Source organism: Novosphingobium aerophilum, from assembly GCF_014230305.1.
Lineage (GTDB): Bacteria > Pseudomonadota > Alphaproteobacteria > Sphingomonadales > Sphingomonadaceae > Novosphingobium > Novosphingobium aerophilum.
The window spans coordinates 121,096-140,543 of sequence record NZ_JACLAU010000007.1 but is presented as its reverse complement, the minus strand read 5'-3'; the positions used below and the strand labels follow the sequence as shown (position 1 = coordinate 140,543).

Annotated in this window: 15 protein-coding genes; 8 read left to right on the top strand and 7 right to left on the bottom strand. The window is 64.3% G+C overall.

What is annotated here, in order from left to right; translation table 11 throughout:
• Positions 1–10: 10 nt before the first annotated feature.
• From kdsA (H7F49_RS07470) to H7F49_RS07445, 6 genes are all read right to left on the bottom strand, one after another.
• Entirely contained in the window at positions 11–850 is an 840-nt protein-coding gene (gene kdsA / locus H7F49_RS07470; protein WP_185682941.1) for a 3-deoxy-8-phosphooctulonate synthase, read from the bottom strand.
• Positions 843–3,065, bottom strand: a complete 2,223-nt coding sequence (locus H7F49_RS07465) for a glycosyltransferase family protein (RefSeq protein ID WP_185682940.1) — start codon at positions 3,063–3,065, stop codon at positions 843–845. Before H7F49_RS07465 ends, kdsA (H7F49_RS07470) begins: the two co-directional genes overlap by 8 nt.
• Entirely contained in the window at positions 3,062–4,555 is a 1,494-nt protein-coding gene (locus H7F49_RS07460; protein WP_185682939.1) for a hypothetical protein, read from the bottom strand. Before H7F49_RS07460 ends, H7F49_RS07465 begins: the two co-directional genes overlap by 4 nt.
• Complete coding sequence (locus H7F49_RS07455) at positions 4,552–7,152, bottom strand: hypothetical protein (protein WP_185682938.1); 2,601 nt, start codon at positions 7,150–7,152, stop codon at positions 4,552–4,554. The genes H7F49_RS07460 and H7F49_RS07455 overlap by 4 nt, the downstream gene beginning before the upstream one ends.
• 594 nt (positions 7,153–7,746) lie before the next feature.
• Positions 7,747–8,313, bottom strand: a complete 567-nt coding sequence (locus H7F49_RS07450; protein ID WP_185682937.1) for a class I SAM-dependent methyltransferase — start codon at positions 8,311–8,313, stop codon at positions 7,747–7,749.
• Between the two features lie 14 nt (positions 8,314–8,327).
• Positions 8,328–9,236, bottom strand: a complete 909-nt coding sequence (locus H7F49_RS07445) for a hypothetical protein (RefSeq protein ID WP_185682936.1) — start codon at positions 9,234–9,236, stop codon at positions 8,328–8,330.
• 493 nt (positions 9,237–9,729) lie between these two features.
• Between H7F49_RS07445 and H7F49_RS07440 the strand changes: the two genes are divergently transcribed.
• The 8 genes from H7F49_RS07440 (at position 9,730) to H7F49_RS07405 (ending at position 18,686) form a co-directional block, all read left to right on the top strand.
• On the top strand, positions 9,730–10,449 hold the full coding sequence (locus tag H7F49_RS07440; RefSeq protein ID WP_185682935.1) for a glycosyltransferase: 720 nt from the start codon (positions 9,730–9,732) through the stop codon (positions 10,447–10,449).
• 254 nt (positions 10,450–10,703) lie between these two features.
• Positions 10,704–11,759, top strand: coding sequence for a polysaccharide biosynthesis/export family protein (locus H7F49_RS07435; protein ID WP_235981988.1), 1,056 nt, complete (start codon positions 10,704–10,706; stop codon positions 11,757–11,759).
• Positions 11,760–11,763: 4 nt separating this feature from the next.
• Positions 11,764–12,579, top strand: coding sequence for an inositol monophosphatase family protein (locus tag H7F49_RS07430; RefSeq protein WP_328806588.1), 816 nt, complete (start codon positions 11,764–11,766; stop codon positions 12,577–12,579).
• Between the two features lie 264 nt (positions 12,580–12,843).
• Positions 12,844–13,881 (top strand): GDP-mannose 4,6-dehydratase, encoded by a 1,038-nt coding sequence (gmd, locus tag H7F49_RS07425; RefSeq protein WP_185682932.1) that lies wholly within the window; start codon positions 12,844–12,846, stop codon positions 13,879–13,881.
• A gap of 22 nt (positions 13,882–13,903) precedes the next feature.
• Complete coding sequence (locus tag H7F49_RS07420; protein WP_235981987.1) at positions 13,904–14,812, top strand: GDP-mannose 4,6-dehydratase; 909 nt, start codon at positions 13,904–13,906, stop codon at positions 14,810–14,812.
• 43 nt (positions 14,813–14,855) lie between these two features.
• Positions 14,856–15,713: a 3-deoxy-8-phosphooctulonate synthase gene (gene kdsA, locus H7F49_RS07415; protein WP_185682930.1), complete on the top strand. Its 858-nt coding sequence runs from the start codon at positions 14,856–14,858 to the stop codon at positions 15,711–15,713.
• A gap of 7 nt (positions 15,714–15,720) precedes the next feature.
• Positions 15,721–17,400, top strand: a complete 1,680-nt coding sequence (locus H7F49_RS07410) for a capsular polysaccharide export protein, LipB/KpsS family (RefSeq protein ID WP_235981986.1) — start codon at positions 15,721–15,723, stop codon at positions 17,398–17,400.
• Complete coding sequence (locus tag H7F49_RS07405; RefSeq protein ID WP_185682929.1) at positions 17,397–18,686, top strand: capsule biosynthesis protein; 1,290 nt, start codon at positions 17,397–17,399, stop codon at positions 18,684–18,686. Before H7F49_RS07410 ends, H7F49_RS07405 begins: the two co-directional genes overlap by 4 nt.
• Here the strand turns inward: H7F49_RS07405 and H7F49_RS07400 are convergent.
• Positions 18,650–19,360 (bottom strand): fatty acid desaturase family protein, encoded by a 711-nt coding sequence (locus tag H7F49_RS07400; protein ID WP_235981985.1) that lies wholly within the window; start codon positions 19,358–19,360, stop codon positions 18,650–18,652. The genes H7F49_RS07405 and H7F49_RS07400 overlap by 37 nt on opposite strands.
• Positions 19,361–19,448: the final 88 nt, after the last annotated feature.

The following is a 19,448-nucleotide window of genomic DNA, read 5'->3' as shown; positions in this document are numbered from 1 at the left end:
GCATTCACAGTCAATCCGTTGCCAGAGGGGCGAAGGATTTTACGAGCCGGTCAATTGCCTGAATCTGGACCAGATAATCGTTGAGCGCCGCTAGGGGCAGGGCGCAAGGACCATCACACAAAGCCTTGGCCGGATCCGGGTGCGCTTCGAGGAACAGGCCGGCAATCCCAAGCGCGATACCTGATCGGGCAAGCGCGCTCGCTTGCCCGCGCCGCCCGTCTGCGCCGTCGGCCCTGCCGCCCGGCTTCTGCAATGCATGCGTGGCATCGAAGACAACCGGGGCCATGGTGCGCATCTGATCCATGCCGAGCATGTCGACCACCAGATTGTTATAGCCGAAGCAACTGCCCCGCTCGCACAGGATCACCTTCTCGTTCCCGGCCTCAGCCAGTTTGCGAATGATATGACCCATTTCCTGCGGCGCGAGGAACTGTGGCTTCTTAACATTGATCGCGGCCTTCGTCCGGCCCATTGCCACGACCAGATCGGTCTGGCGGGCGAGAAACGCCGGCAACTGAATGATGTCGGCCACTTCGGCAGCGGGGGCGGCCTGATGTGGTTCGTGGACGTCAGTCAGCACAGGAACGCCGAAGCGGGACTTCACATCTGCCAGCGTGCGCAGACCCCGTTCAAGCCCGGGTCCGCGAAACGAGTCTATTGACGACCGATTGGCCTTGTCGAACGACGCCTTGAAAACATAGGGAATGCGTAGGTGGGTTGTGACCTCGACAAAGGTCGAGGCGACTTCCATCACGATCTCGTCGTCCTCGATCACGTTCATGCCGCCAATCAGGACGAACGGCCGCTGGTTCGCAAAGACGATTCGGTCGGTGACAGCTACTTCATGCATCAGTGGTTACCATCCCCTGCTGGTGTGCGCTTGGGGCCCTCAACGCAGCCCGATTTCGACAATCGCCAAGGATTGCTAGGACCTGTTCGCGCAATTGCGACAGGCTGTAGCTCTCCTCGAGTTTCTGCTGCGCGTGCTTGACCTGCGCCAGGCGGGCGCCTTCGTCGCGAACGAGCAGTTCAAGGGCTTCAAGCCATTCTTCCGTCGTACCCGCCAGTCGCCCTGCGCCGTCAGCGCAGCATTCATCGTACACTCCGCCCCGGCTGGCGACAACGGCAGCTCCGGCGGAGGTGTATTCCACCCATTTGGTGTTGGCCTTCATCAGGTTGAACGGGATCGGCGTCAGCGGGCAGATTCCGATATCCCACTCCAGCCGGGCGAACTCCTGGAGAAAGTGTTCGTAGTTGGCGATCGGCGGTGCAGTGGAGATGCGCTTCCCGAACCGCTCGAGCTCGGGCGGGCAGGGTATCGAGCCAAACAACTCGAAGACCACTTCCGGGTTGCGATCAAGCAGGGATACGATGGCCGGCATGATCATGGTCAGGTTGTGTGCGTGATCCGCACTCGCCATGTACCCGACCTTTCGCGCCGGCCCCGGTACCGGTCGACGAATCACGTTCCCCGAACAGTAGATCGCTCCAGCCTGCAACTGAGCGTCGGGGACCTGTTCGGCAAGGCGCATTTTCAGCGCTTCGGTCGAAACATAGACCAGGTCGGCTGCACCGAGCAAAAGGCGGACCGCCTCAAGTCTCTCCGGCGCATTATGCAGGGCGTGTTTGCGCTCGCCGATATCTTTGGGGATGGCCAGCAGGTCGTCGTCGATATGGTACAGAACCGGGACCTGTTCAGCCCGCGCCCAGTCGATGATCTGCGCGCCGCCTGGGCCACTGTAGCGGCAGAAAACGATTTGCGTGGGATCGAAGCTGGCCAGTGTGGTCGACAGCCAGGCGTCGAGTGTCCCGGTTTCCATGTTGGCGCGGAGTTCGGGCTCGGTAATCAGGCACGTTACGAGTTCGCCGCGTGCAACGGCTGCGGCGAGCGGCTTTTCGAAACTGAGTTGCAGGGTCGGTACATTGCCGTTGGCAACAAACAGGATCCGTTCTCGCTCCCGCGCAGCCCCCGGATTGGCAAGTCGCAGCCGGTTGGCGGCCGTGAAGATCTCCGAGTAGCGCGCGAAGACGTCCGCCGGATCAAGCGGCATGCCGCTCCGCTTCAGGAACAGTTGCTGCCGCTCGAGGTAGGGGGCGGGATCCGCTTGTGCCGAAGTCGCAAAGTCTAGCCAGTCGCCAGGCCCTGAGACCGTGTGGAGCCCGGCATAAGAGGAGGCATCCATGGCGCCATCGCGGTCGGTCCAGACGGCAGTCGGGATCCCCGCAAGGACCATGTCGACCAGCACCGACGATGGCGCCGAAATCCCGTAGGCGAACTGCCGCATGTCCAGCCTGTACATCGGCGCATTGTTGATCAGCGCGTTGCGCGGCAGCGGCACCTTGTTCTTCAGCACATACTGCCCACCGGGATGCGGCCGGAGCACCACCCGCTGGTCGCGCTGGGCCAACTGATTGCAGAACGTGGCGAAGGCATCGACGAACTCCAGCTTGAAGTTGCCAGCCATGCGTAAGCGCACGGAATGCAGGTTCTCGCAGACAATCCCAGGCGCCTGAGGCGCGCGCGTTACACTGTCTGTCGGCATTTGCAAGAGCGCCGAAGGACCGGTCACCACCACCTTTCCCGCCTGGCTCAGATCCAGTGCGGTCAGGTGTTCGCGGTCAAACCATGCGCATATCAGATCGGCGCCAAAGGTTGCTGTGGGGCCATGCGCAAGCGTGTGGTCTGCACTATGGCGGAAGCCTACGCACTCGTAGCCATGCTGCAGCGTCACCCTCAGATACGTCGCTGGCGCGTAACGGAAAACATTATGCGTGGTGATGTGTGCAGGGAGATGGGATTCGCTCCCCGCAAAGATAATCCCGCTCCCGCCAAGGTGTTCGAAAGCCTCGAACTCATTGTTGTAGACGTGCTGGCTCGCCCCCGTGGCGGCGCAGATCTCGTCGATTTCGTTACGCCAGATGCCCAGCCGATCCCGGCCGAAGAACTGGGCCGAAATCAGCAGGACCGGCGTGTAGCCATGCGACTCCCGTGCCATGTGGACGAGCGGGCGCAGAATGTTCACATCCTGAACCAGATTAAGCAGAAAAACGGCGCGCAGGTTCATGTCTGGGCTCTGGCGTGAAGGGCAAAGGGCCAGGCCGAGTTCTCGGCCGTTACCAGTTCGATCGATCCGAACAGCGCTGCCAGTGTCTGCTGGATAGCCCGGAGCACCGACGGATAGGCAACGATCTGGGCGGCTACCGGGACTCCGGACCAGTTTCCGGGCAGTTCCTCGACGGGAGGGCAATCCGGGAGCGACCAGACCGGGCGGCCCGCAATACGGCCCGCCGGGACAAGCACGTAACAGCCGCGCTGTTCTGCCAGGGTGCGGGCACGCTCCCCGACCAGGATGTGCAGCGGGGCCCCAGGATGCCGGCCCCAGAACACGATGTCGTAACCCAGCTCAGCGGGACAGAACGGACTGCGGATCGTCAGCGCGGCGTGGCGCTGAGCGAACTTGTGAACCGCTCCGCTGGTTGAGGCGCCGTGCACCAGCGCCAGCAATCCGCCCGAAGTCAGGCTCCGGTCTGCAGCGAGGCTCACAAGAAAGTCACGCAGCCTTGCCGCCTCTTGCGCAGCCGAACCGACCGCATCGTTGAGGGCCGCCAACTGCGCAATGGTCTGCGGCCGCAGCTTGGCCTGGTCCTCCGCAAGGTCGGTCAGCAAGGCATCGACGTTGCGATAGATCATCGGCATGAGCGCTTCGTAGAGCGGAAAGCCGGCCGACAGCACCTGACAGCCGGCCACAAGCGCAGTCCAGGCGCGGTTCAGCGATTTGGCGACGCTGAAACTTTGCGCGTTCACCGGGATGAAGGCTACGTGGGCGCGCTCGAGCACCTCGGCCTCGCGCGCCTCGGACCAAGGTTCCACCTTAACCGGCGCAGGCAATTGCTGCAGTGCCGCCAGATCGTTGGCGCGCAGGCCATGGGCATTGGTCAGGATCGTGACCCGTGGAGAAATGCCATGCCGCACGATGCCTTCCAGCGCGCCGCCAAACGCCGCCAGATCATGGATTCCCACCGGGAAGTGTGGATTGGTGCCCATGCCGAACCAGCAGATCTCCAGGGTCTGGCGATCGCGGAAGGCTTGCTGCTTGTCGTGAAGGATCTCTGCCATTCGGGCGGGGTCGACCGGCGGCGAGGGGTCGTTCATGACGTGGACGGGTAAGTCCGCCCGATAGGAGCGGACCACGTTAGCCATGGTTTCCGTGGAGGCGAGTGCGAAGGACAGGTGCGGGGCCAGCTGGGCCAGCCAGTTGCGGTACCGCGCCATCCGGCTGTCGCGCGTCTGGCTGAAGTAGTCGTCAAACAGGTCCACGCCCACCAGGATGCCGTGCTCCCGCGCCCGAATCGCACTGACCACCGCCCGGGCATCATGGCACTTGCTGATCAGGATGGCGGTGCACGGGGTCACGCCGGCCTCGAACTCGTCGATCGGCATGAGCGTCACACTGCTTCCCAGCGCGGTACACTCCTCCCGGATCCGGGCGTAGCGAATGCGGGCACCGGCATTGCCGAGATAGTCCGACGACGGGATCAGGACGACCAGCTTCACGCCAGCCACCTCGCCAGCTCGAGTGCCTGACTGGCTGGTGGCAGCATGATGTCGATCTTCGCCTCGGCCGGATTGCGTGAACCGTGGTAGCTTGCCGTCAATTGCGTGGTCAGAATCTGCATGCCGTGCACTGGATCCGATCCTGAGAGGGCCTGCCGTCGAGCCAGCCAGAGGTCGTCCGGAAGCGTTGCCACCGGCATGATCGAGTCCCAGAGACGCGTAATCTCCGAGGCCAGTTCGATCGAGGCAGACCCGCAGATGGCGGTGCCCGCGTCTGCTACCGCTAGCGACCAGTCTCGGCCTTGTCGAGAGTGGGCTAGCAGCGGACAAGCGGCTCCGACGATGCCATTGCGCAGAACGAGATCCGACAGGACCGCAAGCGTTCGATGATCGTGGAGCACAACGCCGGTGCCAAGGTAGAGAACCAGTTCCGTGCGCAGTTCGCGCAGGACTCCGGGCGTGTCGAAGACGGACCGTACCGGCACGTTGAGCGCAAGCTCGATCAGTCGCATCGACCCCGCCTCAGCCTGGCCGAGACAGCATACTTCCGCGATCTCTGCGCCAGATTGCCTGGCGAGAGCCAGCATCGCAGCAGCCAGGCCATCCTCTGCCCACTGGGCTGGTGCGAGTACCAGGGTCACAGCCGCTGATCGCGGCGATTCGCCAAGCAGCGCAACGCTCTGTGCTGTCGGCTCGAGCAGGCGGGCATCCGCTCGCACGATCCCGTCGCATCGGATTGCTCCCGGCACTCCGCGCGGCGGGCAGGCGCCCAGCAGGAGTGGCCACAGTCGATCTGCCGCAAGGGGCTTTTCAACCTCGAGGTTGGGGCAGCATGGGGGAAGGATCGCCGCAAGAGCGCCAAGCGCCGGATCTTCGGTCGTGCAGATCAGCGAAACGGCAACTTGATCCGATGGGGCCGAAGCATGTTCGGTGGCGCTGGCAACCAGGATGCCGATCGTAGGAAAGCAATCTGCCGACAGTTCGAGCGTGCCAGTGGCAGCGCTCCGTCGCCCGGTGGCATGGACGGGGCTGGCGCAAGCCTTGTCAGCCAGGAAGGCGACGACCTTGGGGTTGCCATCGCTGGGACCTATCGGCTCCGCCAGGCCAATCTGCATGACGTCGGCCAGCCACGACTGCAGGTCGTTCTGAAGGACAGGTTCCGCACCGTCGCTCGCCGCAAGGTTGATGCGGAGGTTGCGCAGCAAGGGCGAACGGTCATCGCCTGCAGTCGCCGCCCATGCGTCTTCGAGGGCCCGTGAGCGGACGACCAGCGACCGATGGCCGCCTGCCTCGGTGCCGCAGGGCGGTCCCAGTTCTGCGTGGTGCAGACCGCCGCGGCAGAGCGACGGGAAGCTCAACAGGTCGGCCCCGACGACGATCCCATCAGGCGTTGCGAAAATCAGCAGGAGGGGGTGCAGAGCCGTGCGAAGCTCGAGATCGATGAAGCTCAGCGACCCGCTCACCAGTCCTTCGCCGACCAGACTGACCCCGCCAGCCGCAGTCCACTGCATCGCTCGAACGATACGCGCCTCGCCGCCAACCCCGCTCCAGTTCATGCGGAGCATGGTCTGGCGCAAGAACCACGCGTCGACCATTTCTGGCGTGGCGTGCCCGATCGGCGGCGCCCCGGCTTCGGCCACCGGTCCGGCGATGACCGGTGTGCAACCGGTCAGCTGCGTCAACCGCTGAGCGAGGGCGTCCAAAACGTCGGGGGAGCACAGTGCCCGGCCCACCGCCAACCCGTCCACTGTTACCGGATCCGGGCAAGACCGCAGGAGCGCGTGGCTGCGCTGCCACCGGATGGTGTCCGCGCGCGCAAAGGCGAACTGGACACACGGCGCAGGAGGCGCAAAGATTTCGGTGCTGCGAGCGACCTGAGGCCGCACGCCGACGCCGACCGAGCGGCCCTCGCTCATGCCGTGTTCGATGTAGTGGAGCAGGGGGTTGATCCCGCTTCGCGCCACGTCGCGATTGGCTTTCAGGTAACCGCTGGTGCTGAAATCCGGCCCCGGATCGCGGGTCTCCTGCCAACCCGATTTCAGATAATGCGCTGCAGGATCCAGCCCGGCCTCGGCGATATCCGGATAGGTATCGAGGTACCATGCCGCGTCGAACAGGTCGGACGAGGTGATGAGCGCGAGCTCACGGCGTTGCCGGCTACGGTCCAGCCTGCGCTTGCCACCCGGAATCTGCCGAGCCATACTTTCCAGACTGCGCTTGACCGCGTGTCTGATGCGCGTGCGCATGGGTTCCGTCGAGGCCATCGCCTGTGCGAGTTGCCGCTGCGCCTCGGCCAGCTCTTCCTTCAGACGCACGGCATCGGCTTGGGCGCGCCGATACTTGCGCTTCAGGATCTTGACTTCGTCTTGCCGCTGCGCCTCGGCCAGCTCTTCCTTCAGACGCACGGCATCGGCTTGGGCGCGCCGATACTTGCGCTTCAGGATCTTGACTTCGTCCGGATCCGATAGGGCGGCGGGGCGTTCTTTTGGTGCGGGCGCTGCGGGCCCTGCTGGCATAGCCGGGTCCCCGCGCCGCTCGATCGCGGCGGCCAGCCTGGCGAACTCGGCGGACTGCCTGTCCGCCAGGTCTTCTAGCATGCGCTCGAGCCGCGCCAGCCTTGCGGGGGTGTCAGTGCGTCGCGAGGCTGTGGCCGACGCCTGACGCGAGACCGGGATTGCCCGCTTGCGCGGACCGGGAGATATGCTTCGTGACATTCTTCAGTATGACCCGATGCCTGTCATGCGCCAAGCCGGGTAGCCGTCAAAGGGGTGTTGTTCAGCATATCAACCTGTTTTGAGCAGCATCTACCCGGATAAGCATGTAGCGTTACCAAAACTGTGTCTTACAACAGACCCTTGCCAACTCGTGCGGAGCGGGACAAGGAAATTCGTCGGTTTGCAGGGGATGCTTCGGTATCGGTTCTGCGCAATGAACGGTGCGACAGGATGAGGCGATCGAGTCACCAGCGCCACCCTTCAGTCGGCATAATGGCCGGATGAAAATCTGCCTCCCGAATGCGCGCCAGCAATAGTATGACCCAGGCACTGTCTTCCAGGGTTTGACCGCTCTGGCAATCCACCGTGCGGGCACTCGGGCTGCCCGCGCGACCAACTGATGGCTACCGCCCCGTTGCCGGTTGATGGAGGCGGAAACGGCGCGTGCAATCACGCAACGAACCCCGCATGCCGACGTCAAGTCCGGCGTTCGAACCATTCCCGCCGCAGCTTGCGGGCAAGCCCACGCAGCGCTGCGACGCCCCGCAGCGGTTCAAGCACCGCGGCAAACTCACGGTCCAGCGGGACCCACTCTCGCACGGTGAAATGCTCGAGCAGGCGTTCGCGCCAGAAATCATCGTCTTCCACGATCAGGTGGGCATTGCGCCCGTCCGCCAGCAGTTTCTGCGCCGGCCGGGTGGCAATGACCACGAAGCACGCAGTACGGGACAAGGCATACAAGTGGGCCAGAACGTCGGGCAGGCATTCCGGCTCAATGTGTTCGAGCACGTCGGTGCACACGACCAGATCGGCCGGCACCGGCGCGCCGTCCTTCCCCGAAATCGCGGGATCGTACTCACGCACGATCGGACCCAGCGCCCGGCCCAGCGAACCCTGGCCGCACCCGTAGTCCAAGATCGAAACGGCACCATACCGTTCGACCAGACCGCTGATCTGGTCCGCCCACTTGTCACCATAGAGGCCAAACTGGCCACCGGCATGAAGTGCTCTGTTGAGCGCGCGATAGGATTGCGTAATCAGCATCAGCAGTTTGGCAATTAGCTGGCCTGAGGCTGAATGGCCATGGCCCGGTGCAGGGCGTCGATGCGGTGATTGAAACGGTTTGCGCCGTTGGCCATTGTGTCGGCCCTGACGAACCACATGTAGACCATGGCGCTCTCGCCATAGAAGATTTGGTGCGAGATCAGGCGTGACTCTCCTAACCACACCTCGCCCGGATCGAAGGCGATGCGGTGCTTGGGCAAGCTTTCCATCCAGGTGTTGCGGGTTCCCCCCAACACGTCGCCATTGATATAGTCCAGCATCAAATTGGGGTCCTTGCCGGCAAACCGATCAAGCCTGTGCTCTCGGTAGAGCCGCTTCATCATCTCGGGGAATCGGAAGCTGGTGTGCCAAATGCGTGGGCGCGTATCGAGGTTTGCGAAGATCCGCGCCTGGTGGAAATCGTCGTCGATCGAGTGGTTGTCCCAATGCAGGTTCTCGAACAGAGTTCTGGTCAGGCGGACGCTTGGGATAAAGCGGAACGGATCGTAGTTGGGGAAGCATGTTCCGAAGATTCGCACGATCTCTTCATGCGTGGACTTGAGTGCGCGGCCCACGCGATTGAAGATTTCACGGTCGCCCTTGCACAACACGTCGAATATTGCCTGTCGTATCGGCTCACAAAACACCAACTTATTGCCCTGGCCAGTCGGGGGATCTCCTTCGAAGAAGTAGGGCGCTTGTAGCTTCTTCAAAGACTTGCGAACCCTAATATCCTCAACCGCGTCGATCGACTTGTGGAGAGCCTCGAGCGCGCCGAAATCGAAATCCAAACGATAGTCCTTGAGCAGGATCATCCGCCCTTCCTCGAAGATATCGGCCACCCCGCCTCGCGCCTCGATCTGGGCGAGGGTCAATTCATGGATGTAGTCTTCCACGTCCGGGTGACGTTCAATCTTGGCCATTCTTAACTCCTTGGGGATCCTTGCCGGCCATCCTGACGGTCCGACGCCGATCCGGTTCGAACTTTATCCAGACAATGCGTGGCGGCATAGTCGGTTCGACGCTGACAGCCAGTTAGCCGCCCTTTCCCTTCCCGACAGAGTTCGGCATGCGGGCGTGCCGGTCTGACTCAAATGCAATTACGTGTGCACCGCCAGGATATCTTTGATCTGGAGCAAGGAATGGCTTTCCCTCCAAGCGCAAGAGATTGGTCTGGCGAATCAATCAAACGAATCGGTCTGGATCCGTCGCGATTTTCCCTTTTGCCGCCGAGGTCTTTGATGTGGCTTGATCTGGCGTAGAATGCAAGCGGATGCGCTGGCGCCCGGACCGTGTTGGCGTTATGACGCCAAGATGGTTTCGGCAAGCTGTGGTTACAGCGGGCATGGCTGTGATGGGGTGATTGTGCCAGGCCCATGTTCAGCTGCGGCGCGTCGATTACGGAGAAGATACTAAATGAATTCGGATAAATCGCGAAAGGTGTTCGTGGGCTATGACAGCCGCGAGGACATTGCGTGGCAGGTCGCGCGCTTTTCGATGAAGCGGCACGCCGGCCGGGAGGTCAAGATCGTCCCGCTGCGCCAGGATGTGCTGCGCGAGCTTGGTCTCTACACCCGGCCCTACGATCCCCTCTCGTCGACCGAGTTTTCGCTGACTCGCTTCCTGACGCCGTTCCTTGCTGCCAGGAATGACTGGGTCCTGTTCTGCGACTGTGATTTCCTGTTCACCCAGGACGTGAACGCGGTGTTCGAAGGTCTCGATGGCACCAAGGCAGTCTATTGCGTCCAGCATGATTACACTCCGGTCAACGACGTCAAGATGGATGGCAAGAAGCAGACGGCCTATCCCCGGAAGAACTGGTCGTCGTTCATGTTGTTCAACGGCGCTCACCCTGATGTGAAGGCCCTAACGCCGGATGTCGTGAATTCGGCGACCCCGGCGTTTCTGCACCGTTTCGAATGGATTTCCGATCCGGCGGCAATCGGCAGCCTGCCGCTGCACTGGAATTTCCTTGAGGGCGAATACCCGCGGCCGGACAAGGTTCCGGCGGCCATCCATTACACCAACGGCGGCCCGTGGTTCGACAACTGGCAGGAGGTCGACTTCGCGGGCCTGTGGCTGGCCGAGCGCGACCAGTACCTGTCCTCGGCAACTACCGATGCGGCGGCAGCCTGAGTCCGGGACCTAACTGCACGCTACGGGCCGAGCTATCCTGGCGGGAGGACAGCGTTGAGTTCGCGATGAAAGCGATTTAAAGGCGCCGCATGGCATGCACCGACGACTTCTCCTGCACGGACGAGAAACTATCGCGCAACTGGCGCAGAGCAATCCGGACCTGTAGCACGCTACTGCTTTCGGCCGGGCTGGCGGCTTGTTCCTCGCTGGGTTCGAGCGGTCCTAGCGGATCGGCCGTGCGTAGCGGCAACAGTATGAGCGTTTCGACCGACATTCACGTTGTGGAACTGACCGACACAGTGGCGCGGCAACTGATCGTTGCCGAGCAAGGTCGAACTTTCGCCGACGCCCTGGGTGAGGTGCCGCCCGCCGGCACCAGAATCGGACGCGGCGATGTGCTTGATTTCGCGATCTGGGAATCGCCCCCTGCAGCGCTTTTTGGGGTGCTCGGCGGCGAGGCCGGGCTGAGCAAGGGGCCGGCGCTGGCACCGCGGGCGACCAGTCTGCTCGAGCAGATGGTCACCGAGGATGGGCGGGTAACGTTGCCGTTCGCAGGGACGCTCAACGTGGCGGGGCGGACGCCCCAGCAGGTGGCTCGCGAGGTCGAGGCGCGGCTGGTTGGCAAGGCGCATGAGCCGCAGGTCATCGTCCGGGTGACACAGCCGGTGACCGCGATGGTTACCGTGGTGGGTGATGTGGCGGCGAGCACGCGTCTGCCCCTGACCGCCAAAGGCGAACGGTTGCTTGATGCTTTGGCCAGCGCGGGTGGGGTGAAGCAGCCGGTCGGCAAGATGACCTTACGGATCACCCGTGGCGCGAAAGTGGTGTCTCTTCCGCTTGACCGGGTGCTGCTCGACCCCCGCCAGAACATCACCCTGCAGGCCGGAGACATCATTACTGCCCTGTACCAGCCCTACAGCTTCACGGCCCTCGGCGCGGTGCGCAACAATGCCGAAGTCCCGTTCGAAGGCACTGGTCTGTCGCTGGCGCAAGGGCTTGGTCGGATCGGCGGCCTGGACGACAACCGTGCCAGCATCCGCGGCGTCTTCGTGTTTCGCTTCGAGAATCCTGCAACGCTCGGCCCACTGCTTCCGACGAATGCGCGGCTGACCCCGGACGGACGGTTGCCAGTGATTTACCGGCTGAACATGTCGGACCCGGGCTCCTTCTTCGTCGCCCAGGGATTCGCGCTGAGTGACAAGGACGTAGTCTACGTATCCAACGCTCCGCTCACCGATATCCAGAAGTTCATCGGCATCTTGTCGCAGACATCCTTCTCTATCGTCGGCGTCGCTAACCAGGTGCGCTAAACCCATGATGACGTCAGCGCTGGCCGCTCGATTGCGTGAGGGAGTCTCGCTGGTATTGCGGGAGGCGGCGGAGAAAATCATTCTCCCTGGCCGATGGAGGCTGCTGGACGATGAGATCGCGTTGAAAGCACCCGGTGAGGTCGTGACGGGGGTTGATCGAGAGAGCGAGGCTTTCATCGCTGAACGTCTTTGTGCGCTCCATCCCGAAGCCACCGTTGTTGGGGAGGAGGCAGTTGCAGTCGATCCCAGTCTTTTGGATGATCTGGCAACCAAGCTATGCTGGATCGTAGATCCGCTTGATGGGACCGCAAATTATGCCGCCGGTAAAGTCCCGTTCGGCATCATGATTGGACTTGCGAGCGCGGGCGAAATTCTGGGTGGATGGATGTTGGACCCAGTCACGCAGCGAATGTGCGGAGCAGAATTGGGACACGGGGCCCGGATTGACGGGACGCCGTTCCTTGCGTCTGGCAGTGGGCGGGACCGTCCCGTGGCAGCAGTGTCCCGACTATTTGAGGACCCGCTCCGGCGAGAGAGGGTTCAAGCCGCTCTGGCGCACTGCGAGGTTACTGACAGCCCGCGATGTGCAGCAGATCAGTATCCACGTGTTGCGCTTGGCATTCATGACCTCACTTACTTCGACCGAACGATCAGCTGGGATCACGCTGCCGGCGTAGTCTTCTTGAACGAATGTGGCGGTCGTGCAGCGCATCCAGATGGCACTGCATATCGAGTCGACCGACCTCGCCCGGGTCTGCTGGTAGCTACGCAACCAGCACTATGGGAATCCGTGGCGAAGAGCGTGGCGGCCGCCATCTGACAATTGGTCCTGCCTGCTCGAGGATCATTCATTGGGCAAACGTGTTAATGGGAAGACGTGGATAGTTATGTATCTGTCAACTGCGCAGATTGGCGATGAATTGACCTCGGGGGCACTGCGCAATCCGGAGTAACCAAGATCCCCCTGCGGCATCGATGAATGTCCCAATCGGAAAAGGCTTGGCCGGGTTGGATGAGGCTGCCAAATAGTCCAGGGTCAGAACGACAAGTGCGGTATCTCACGTGACCAAACCAAGGTGATTCTGTGACGAAGATTGCAGTGATATCCGGGATCACCGGACAGGACGGAGCCTATCTTGCCGAATTCCTGCTGGACCAGGGCTATGAGGTCCATGGCACGTTCCGCCGTGCCAGTTCGGAGAACTTCTGGCGAATCGAGGAACTGGGCATCCGCAATCACCCGCGGCTGAATCTGGTCGAGTACGATCTGACCGACCTGTCGGCCACGATCCGGCTGCTCGAAAAGGCCCGTCCCCGCGAATTCTACAACCTCGCGGCGCAGAGCTTCGTCGGTGTCTCGTTCGACCAGCCGCTGGCCACTGCGCAGATCACCGGGGTCGGAGTGCTCAACGTGCTGGAGGCCATCCGCGTGGTCGATCCGACCATCCGCTTCTACCAGGCCAGCACATCGGAGATGTTCGGCAAGGTTCAGGCCGTGCCGCAGACCGAGGACACGCCGTTCTGGCCGCGCAGCCCCTATGGCGTGGCCAAGCTGTTCGGTCACTGGGCAACGGTGAACTACCGCGAAAGCTATGGCATGTTTGCCAGCAGCGGCATCCTGTTCAACCACGAAAGCCCGCTGCGCGGTCTCGAATTCGTGACCCGCAAGATCACCGACGCGGTTGCCAAGATCAAGCTGGGCCAGCTTGACTGCCTGGAGCTGGGCAACATCGACGCCAAGCGGGACTGGGGCTTTGCCAAGGAATACGTCCAGGGCATGTACGCCATGCTTCAGGCGGACGAATCCGATACCTTCGTGCTCGCCACGGGCCGCACCGAGACCGTGCGCAGCTTTGTCGAGCTCGCGTTCCGCGCCGCCGGCTATGAGATCGCCTTCCATGGCTCCGATGTCGACGAACACGCGGTCGATGTCGCCACCGGCAAGGTGCTGATGCGGATCAATCCGCGGTTCCATCGCCCGGCCGAGGTCGACCTGCTGATCGGCAGCGCCGAGAAGGCCCGGACCACGCTCGGGTGGCAGCCGCAGACCACTCTCGAGGAGCTGTGCCGCATGATGGTCGAGGCCGACCTGCGCCGCAATGCCGCTGGCCGGTCTTGCTGACCTGCCCGAGGGACTGGGGCCGTTGACTGAGCGCCGCATCCTGCTGACCGGGGCCGAGGGCTTCACCGGGCGCTACCTTGCGCAGAGTCTGGCCGAACGGGGCTGGCAAGCGCACGGCTTCGTCCGGCCGGGGACCGACCTTGCCCGTGTCGGGGGGGACATGGCATGCGTCCCCGTCGACCTGCGCGACAGCGCGGCGACGGCGGAGGCCGTGGCGTCGATCCGCCCCGATGCGGTGATCCACCTCGCGGGCATCTCCTCGCCCGTGCACGGCAGCGTCGAGGAGATCTACGCGACCAACCTGATCGGCACCCGCCACCTCCTGGCCGCCCTGGCCGAACTCGGATCGGCGCCCCGCACCATCCTGGCCAGCAGCGCCAATGTCTACGACGCCGGGCTCAGCGGGCTGATCGCCGAGGATGCCCCGGTCGCGCCGGTCAACGATTATGGCGTGTCCAAGCTGGCGATGGAGAGCCTCCGTGGAGTCTTTGCCGCCCGCCTGCCGATCGTGGTGACGCGCCCATTCAACTACACCGGAGTCGGGCAATCGACCCGGTTCGTCATCCCCAAGATCATCGCGGCCTTGCGGGCCGGGGCGGATTCGGTCGAGCTCGGCAATATCGACGTCTACCGCGATTGGTCGGATGTCCGCTTCGTCAGTGACTGCTATGCCCGCCTGGTCGATTGCCCGGCGGCCGTCGGAGGCACGTTCAACATCTGCTCTGGCGTGGCCGTCAGCCTGCGCGAGGTGATCGCCCAGGCCTGCGCCGCGGCCGGACGGACCATGGAGATCCGCTTCAATCCCCAGTTCGCCCGGGCCAACGAGATTCCCCGGCTGTGGGGCGATCATGGCCGGCTGGCCGGGGTGATCGGGCCTCTCGCGCCGCCACCGATCGCCGAGACACTGCGCTGGATGCTGGAAAGCGCGTGATCGGCTGCTGGCACCGGGGCACCAAGCCGATTAAGGCGCGCGCATGACCGCAGCCTCTGATCCCCCCGCCACCGTCACGCTCCCCTCCGGCATCGTCTTCGCGAACGAGGCCCCGCTGGTGCTGATCGCCGGGATGAACGTGATCGAGGATCGCGACACCCTGTTCGAGGTCGCCGCGCACATGGTCGCGGTGACCGCGCGGCTGGGCCTGCCCTATGTGTTCAAGGCCAGCTTCGACAAGGCCAACCGGTCCTCGATCGCCTCGTTCCGGGGGCCGGGGCTGGAGGCCGGGCTGGCCCTGCTGGCCGAAGTCAAGGCCCGGTTCGGCGTGCCGGTCATCACCGACGTGCACGAGCCGCACCAGGCCGCGGCGGCGGCCGAAGTGGCCGATATCATCCAGTTGCCCGCCTTCCTCGCCCGGCAGACCGATCTGGTCGTGGCCATGGCGCGCACCGGGGCGGTGATCAACGTCAAGAAGCCGCAGTTCCTGGCCCCGCTGGAGATGCGCCACATCCTCGCCAAGTGCGCCGAAGCCGGGAATGACCGCGTCCTCCTGTGCGAACGGGGGACCAGCTTCGGTTACAACAACCTGGTGGTCGACATGCTCGGCATGGACCTCATGAAGCCCATGGCCCCGGTGATCTTCGACGTCACCCACAGCCTGCAGCGGCCCGGCGGCCGTGCCGACAGCGCCGACGGGCGCGGCGAGCAGGCGGCGGCCCTGCCCCGCTCGGGCGTGGCGCTGGGCATCGCCGGGCTGTTCCTGGAGGCCCATCCCGATCCCGCCAAGGCCCGGTGCGACGGTCCCTCGGCCCTGCCGCTGGCCGATCTGGAATCGTTCCTGCGGCCCTTGCTGGCGATCGATCGCGTGGTGAAGACCGGTCCGGTGGTCGCGGCCTGATCCCGCCATGGCGAGCCGGCCGCACCCGCCCTTCCTGCGTATTCCACCGTTTCCCGGGCATCGGGCGGGGCCTCTGGCGAGTCCGGCTGCTCCGGGCTCCGGCCAGGTTTCCCCAAGCGGTTCGGGTGCGGATCACTGGATCGATCCCGCCGGGATCGCCGCGGCCTTGCGCGCGGCGCGGGTCGGCGGATCGTTCTGGGCGGCGGCGGCGCGGTTGCCCGACGGGCGCCGGACCCTGCTGGCGCCGGGCAGCGCTGTGCAGGCCCGGCTGATGCAGGACAACGCCGTGGCGGCGGGCGAGGCGGATCGCGCCTGCCTGATCGGTCCCTATGCCGGACGCCATGGCATTCCGGCGATCAGCGCACTCTGCGATCCCTGGCGTCTGGCCGAGCAGGCGGACCGGATCGTCGCTGCGGCCGACCACGATCTGGCAGCGGTCGGCCTGCTGCTGGGGCGTCCGGTCGAGCTGCTGGGCGAGGGTCCCTGGGCGGGTGCCACGAGCGCAGCCGAGGTGGCGACGCGGGCGGTCGCGGGGTGGGACCTGCGCGATCCCTTCACCGGCGAGCCGATCGATCCGGCCGGTGCCATCGCGCTCCTGGCCGAATGGCGCCGACTGATCGATGCCAACCGCCGGATCGCAGCGGTCTATGGCGTGGCCGCCTGGAAGCGCGTCACGGTCGATGCCTTGCTGTGGGACGGGCGCGACGGCCCCCGCCACGCCCGGCCATCGGACCGTCGCACCCGGTCCCTGATCTCGGGCAGCCGCGTGATCGCGTGGAAATCCCGGACCGCGCCCGATCTGCCTGCCGGTCTTGCTGCCCGCGGGATCGCCGTGGGAGAGATCGAGGACGGGTTCATCCGCTCGATCGGGCTCGGCGCCAATTGCGTGCCTCCGCTGTCGATCATCGTCGATCACGCGGGGGTCTACTTCGATCCCGCCGGGCCCAGCGATCTGGAGCACCTGCTGGCCGAGGCAGACATCGGCGCAGACCTGCAGCGACGCGCGGCCGCCCTGCGCCAGCGTCTGGTGGCCGCCGGGATCGGCAAGTATGGCCGGGCCAGCGCGCCCGTGGCGATCGCCGCACCGGGCCGCCGCCGGGTGCTGGTGCCTGGCCAGGTGGCCGACGACCGCTCGGTGCTGAGCGGCGGGGCCGGGGGCGGCAATCTTGAACTGCTGCAGCGCGCGCGCTCGCTCGAGCCCGATGCCTGGATCATCTATCGGCCGCATCCCGATGTCGAAGCGGGGCACCGGGCGGGGCACATCGCCGAGCCGGTGATCCGCCAGTGGGCCGACGAGATCGATCGCGACAGCCCGATCGCGCCGTTGATCGACAGCGTCGACGCGCTGCACACGCTGACCTCGCTGGCCGGATTCGAGGCTCTGATGCGGGGCAAGGCGGTCACCACTCATGGCGTGCCGTTCTATGCCGGCTGGGGACTGACCCGCGATCTGGGAGCGATCCCGGATCGTCGCGGACGGCAGCGGAGCCTGGACGAGCTGGTCGCGGCCACGCTGATTCTCTATCCGCGTTACCTTGATCCCGTCACGCGGCTGCCCTGTTCCCCGGAAATTCTGGTCGACCGACTCGAATCAGACCGCGCCAGGGTCGGTTCATCGCTTGTTATGTTGCGCGAGTTACAAGGACGCGCCACCAGACTCTGGCGGCGCTTCGGGGGGCAAGCGTGAACACCGGACGTAGGCCAAAACGAAACTTCCTGTTCCTGCAAGGGCCGCCTGGCCCCTTCTTCCGGCTGCTCGGGGCGGAACTGGCCTATCGCCGCTGCGGCGTCCACCGGATCAACCTGAGCGGCGGCGATCGCTATGACTGGAGCCCGGACTCGGGTGAGGCCGTCATCGATTATCGCGGGCGCGCCAAGGACTGGCCGCTGTTTTTCGATGCCTATGTCCAGGACCATGCGATCACCGACGTGGTCCTGTTCGGGGATTGTCGGCCGATGCACCGCAGCGCGCTGCGCTTGGCCCAACTGCGCGGCGTGCATATCCACGTGTTCGAAGAGGGTTACATCCGGCCTGACTGGATGACGCTGGAGCGCGATGGCGTGAACGGCCACTCCAGTTTCGAGCGCGATCCCGAGGTGCTGTTCGCCGCGGCGCGGTGGTTGCCCGACGTACCCCAGTTGCCTGCGATCACGGCCACCTTCCGGCGCCGGGCCCGGGACAGCTTCTGGCACTATTTCAACGTGTTTATCGGGAAGTGGCGCTTTCCCTTCTATCGCACCCATCGTCAGGACCGGCTGGTGGCCGAGGCGCTGGGCTGGCTGCTCCGTTTCGCCCGCACCGGGCGGAGGGCGCGGCAGGCCGAAGAGACCATGGCCGCGCTGAAAGGGCAGCGGTACTTCCTGTTCCCGCTGCAGCTCAGCGGCGATTACCAGATCCGGGCTCATTCGCCGTTCGCCTCGATGCCGATGGCGGTCGACTATGTGATGCGCAGCTTCGCGCGCCATGCTCCGGCCGATGTCGTCCTGCTGATCAAGGAGCACCCGCTCGACAGCGGCTTCCTCAACTGGCGCCGCCATATTGCCCGGCGGGCGCGCCAGTTGGGCGTGGCGGACCGCGTGCTCCATATCGATGGCGGTAACCTGGGCGAACTCAGCGCGCAGTCATCGGGCATGGTCTGCGTCAACAGCACCTCGGGCACGCTCGGGCTGGAGGTGGGCTCGCCGGTCATCGTGCTGGGGGATGCGGTCTATGATGTTCCGGGTGTGACTCACCAGGCTTCGCTCGACAGTTTCTGGCAGGCACCCGAATTGCCGGATCCGGCATTGTACAAGGCTTTCAAGAAGGTCCTCCACGCGCGCTGCCTGGTGCGCGGCGGGCTTGCCAGCGAATCGGCGATCCACACGCTGATCGCCAACAGTGTGGAACGGCTGCTGGCCGATGACCTGGGCCCGCGGCTCGCCCTGCAGGCAGGCCGTCAGGAACTGGGGACCAGGCCGGCATCCTCCAGATAACCCCGACGGCGCAGCGCGTTGAACAGGCGGTTGACCACCGGGTTGGACCATCCGCAATTGGTCGCGAAATCGCGCTGCAGCGTGTCATGATGGACCTGATGGGCCGCCGGCGTCATCAGCAGGCCCATGCGGCGCCCGGCATTGATGAACCATGGATTGTGGTCCCGGTGCAGCGAAGCATGGAACAGTTGGGCGAAGGCCCCGCCGACCAGGAATGCGAAGACCCCGGCGGCGAACCAGCCCGGCACCGGCCACACCAGCAGCGCTGCGTTCAGGGCCAACGAGATGGGCAGGGCCGCGATGATCACGCTCGATCCGATCAGCCGCCACAACGACCGTCGGCCCAGCGCCAGCGGGCGGGGGTGATGGTTCTTGAAATCGTAGACGAGCCGCTCGAGCGGGGTGATCGCGGCCATCCGCTCGCGCAGCATGGCCTGGTACTCGGCAGACTCGCGGGAGCCGGCATAGAAGAACAGGTCGTTCAGCCGCTTGCCCGGCGGGCAGGGGCGGTAGTCCATGTACATGTGCACCAGACCGGACAGAAAATCGGCCAGATACCAGCCGACCAACAGTGCCGGCAGCACCAGCCAGTCCAGCCGCGCCATCACCCCGAAGCCCAGATTGGCCAGTAGAGACAGCGCGAAGGCCAAGAGAATCCCATGCGAACGATTCAACAGTTCTTTCCCTCGAACGCCATCTTGTTCTGGCGAGTCAAAGACTTGCGGAATTGGCTTGTCGCCCTCCAGCCCTTCCGTATAGGCA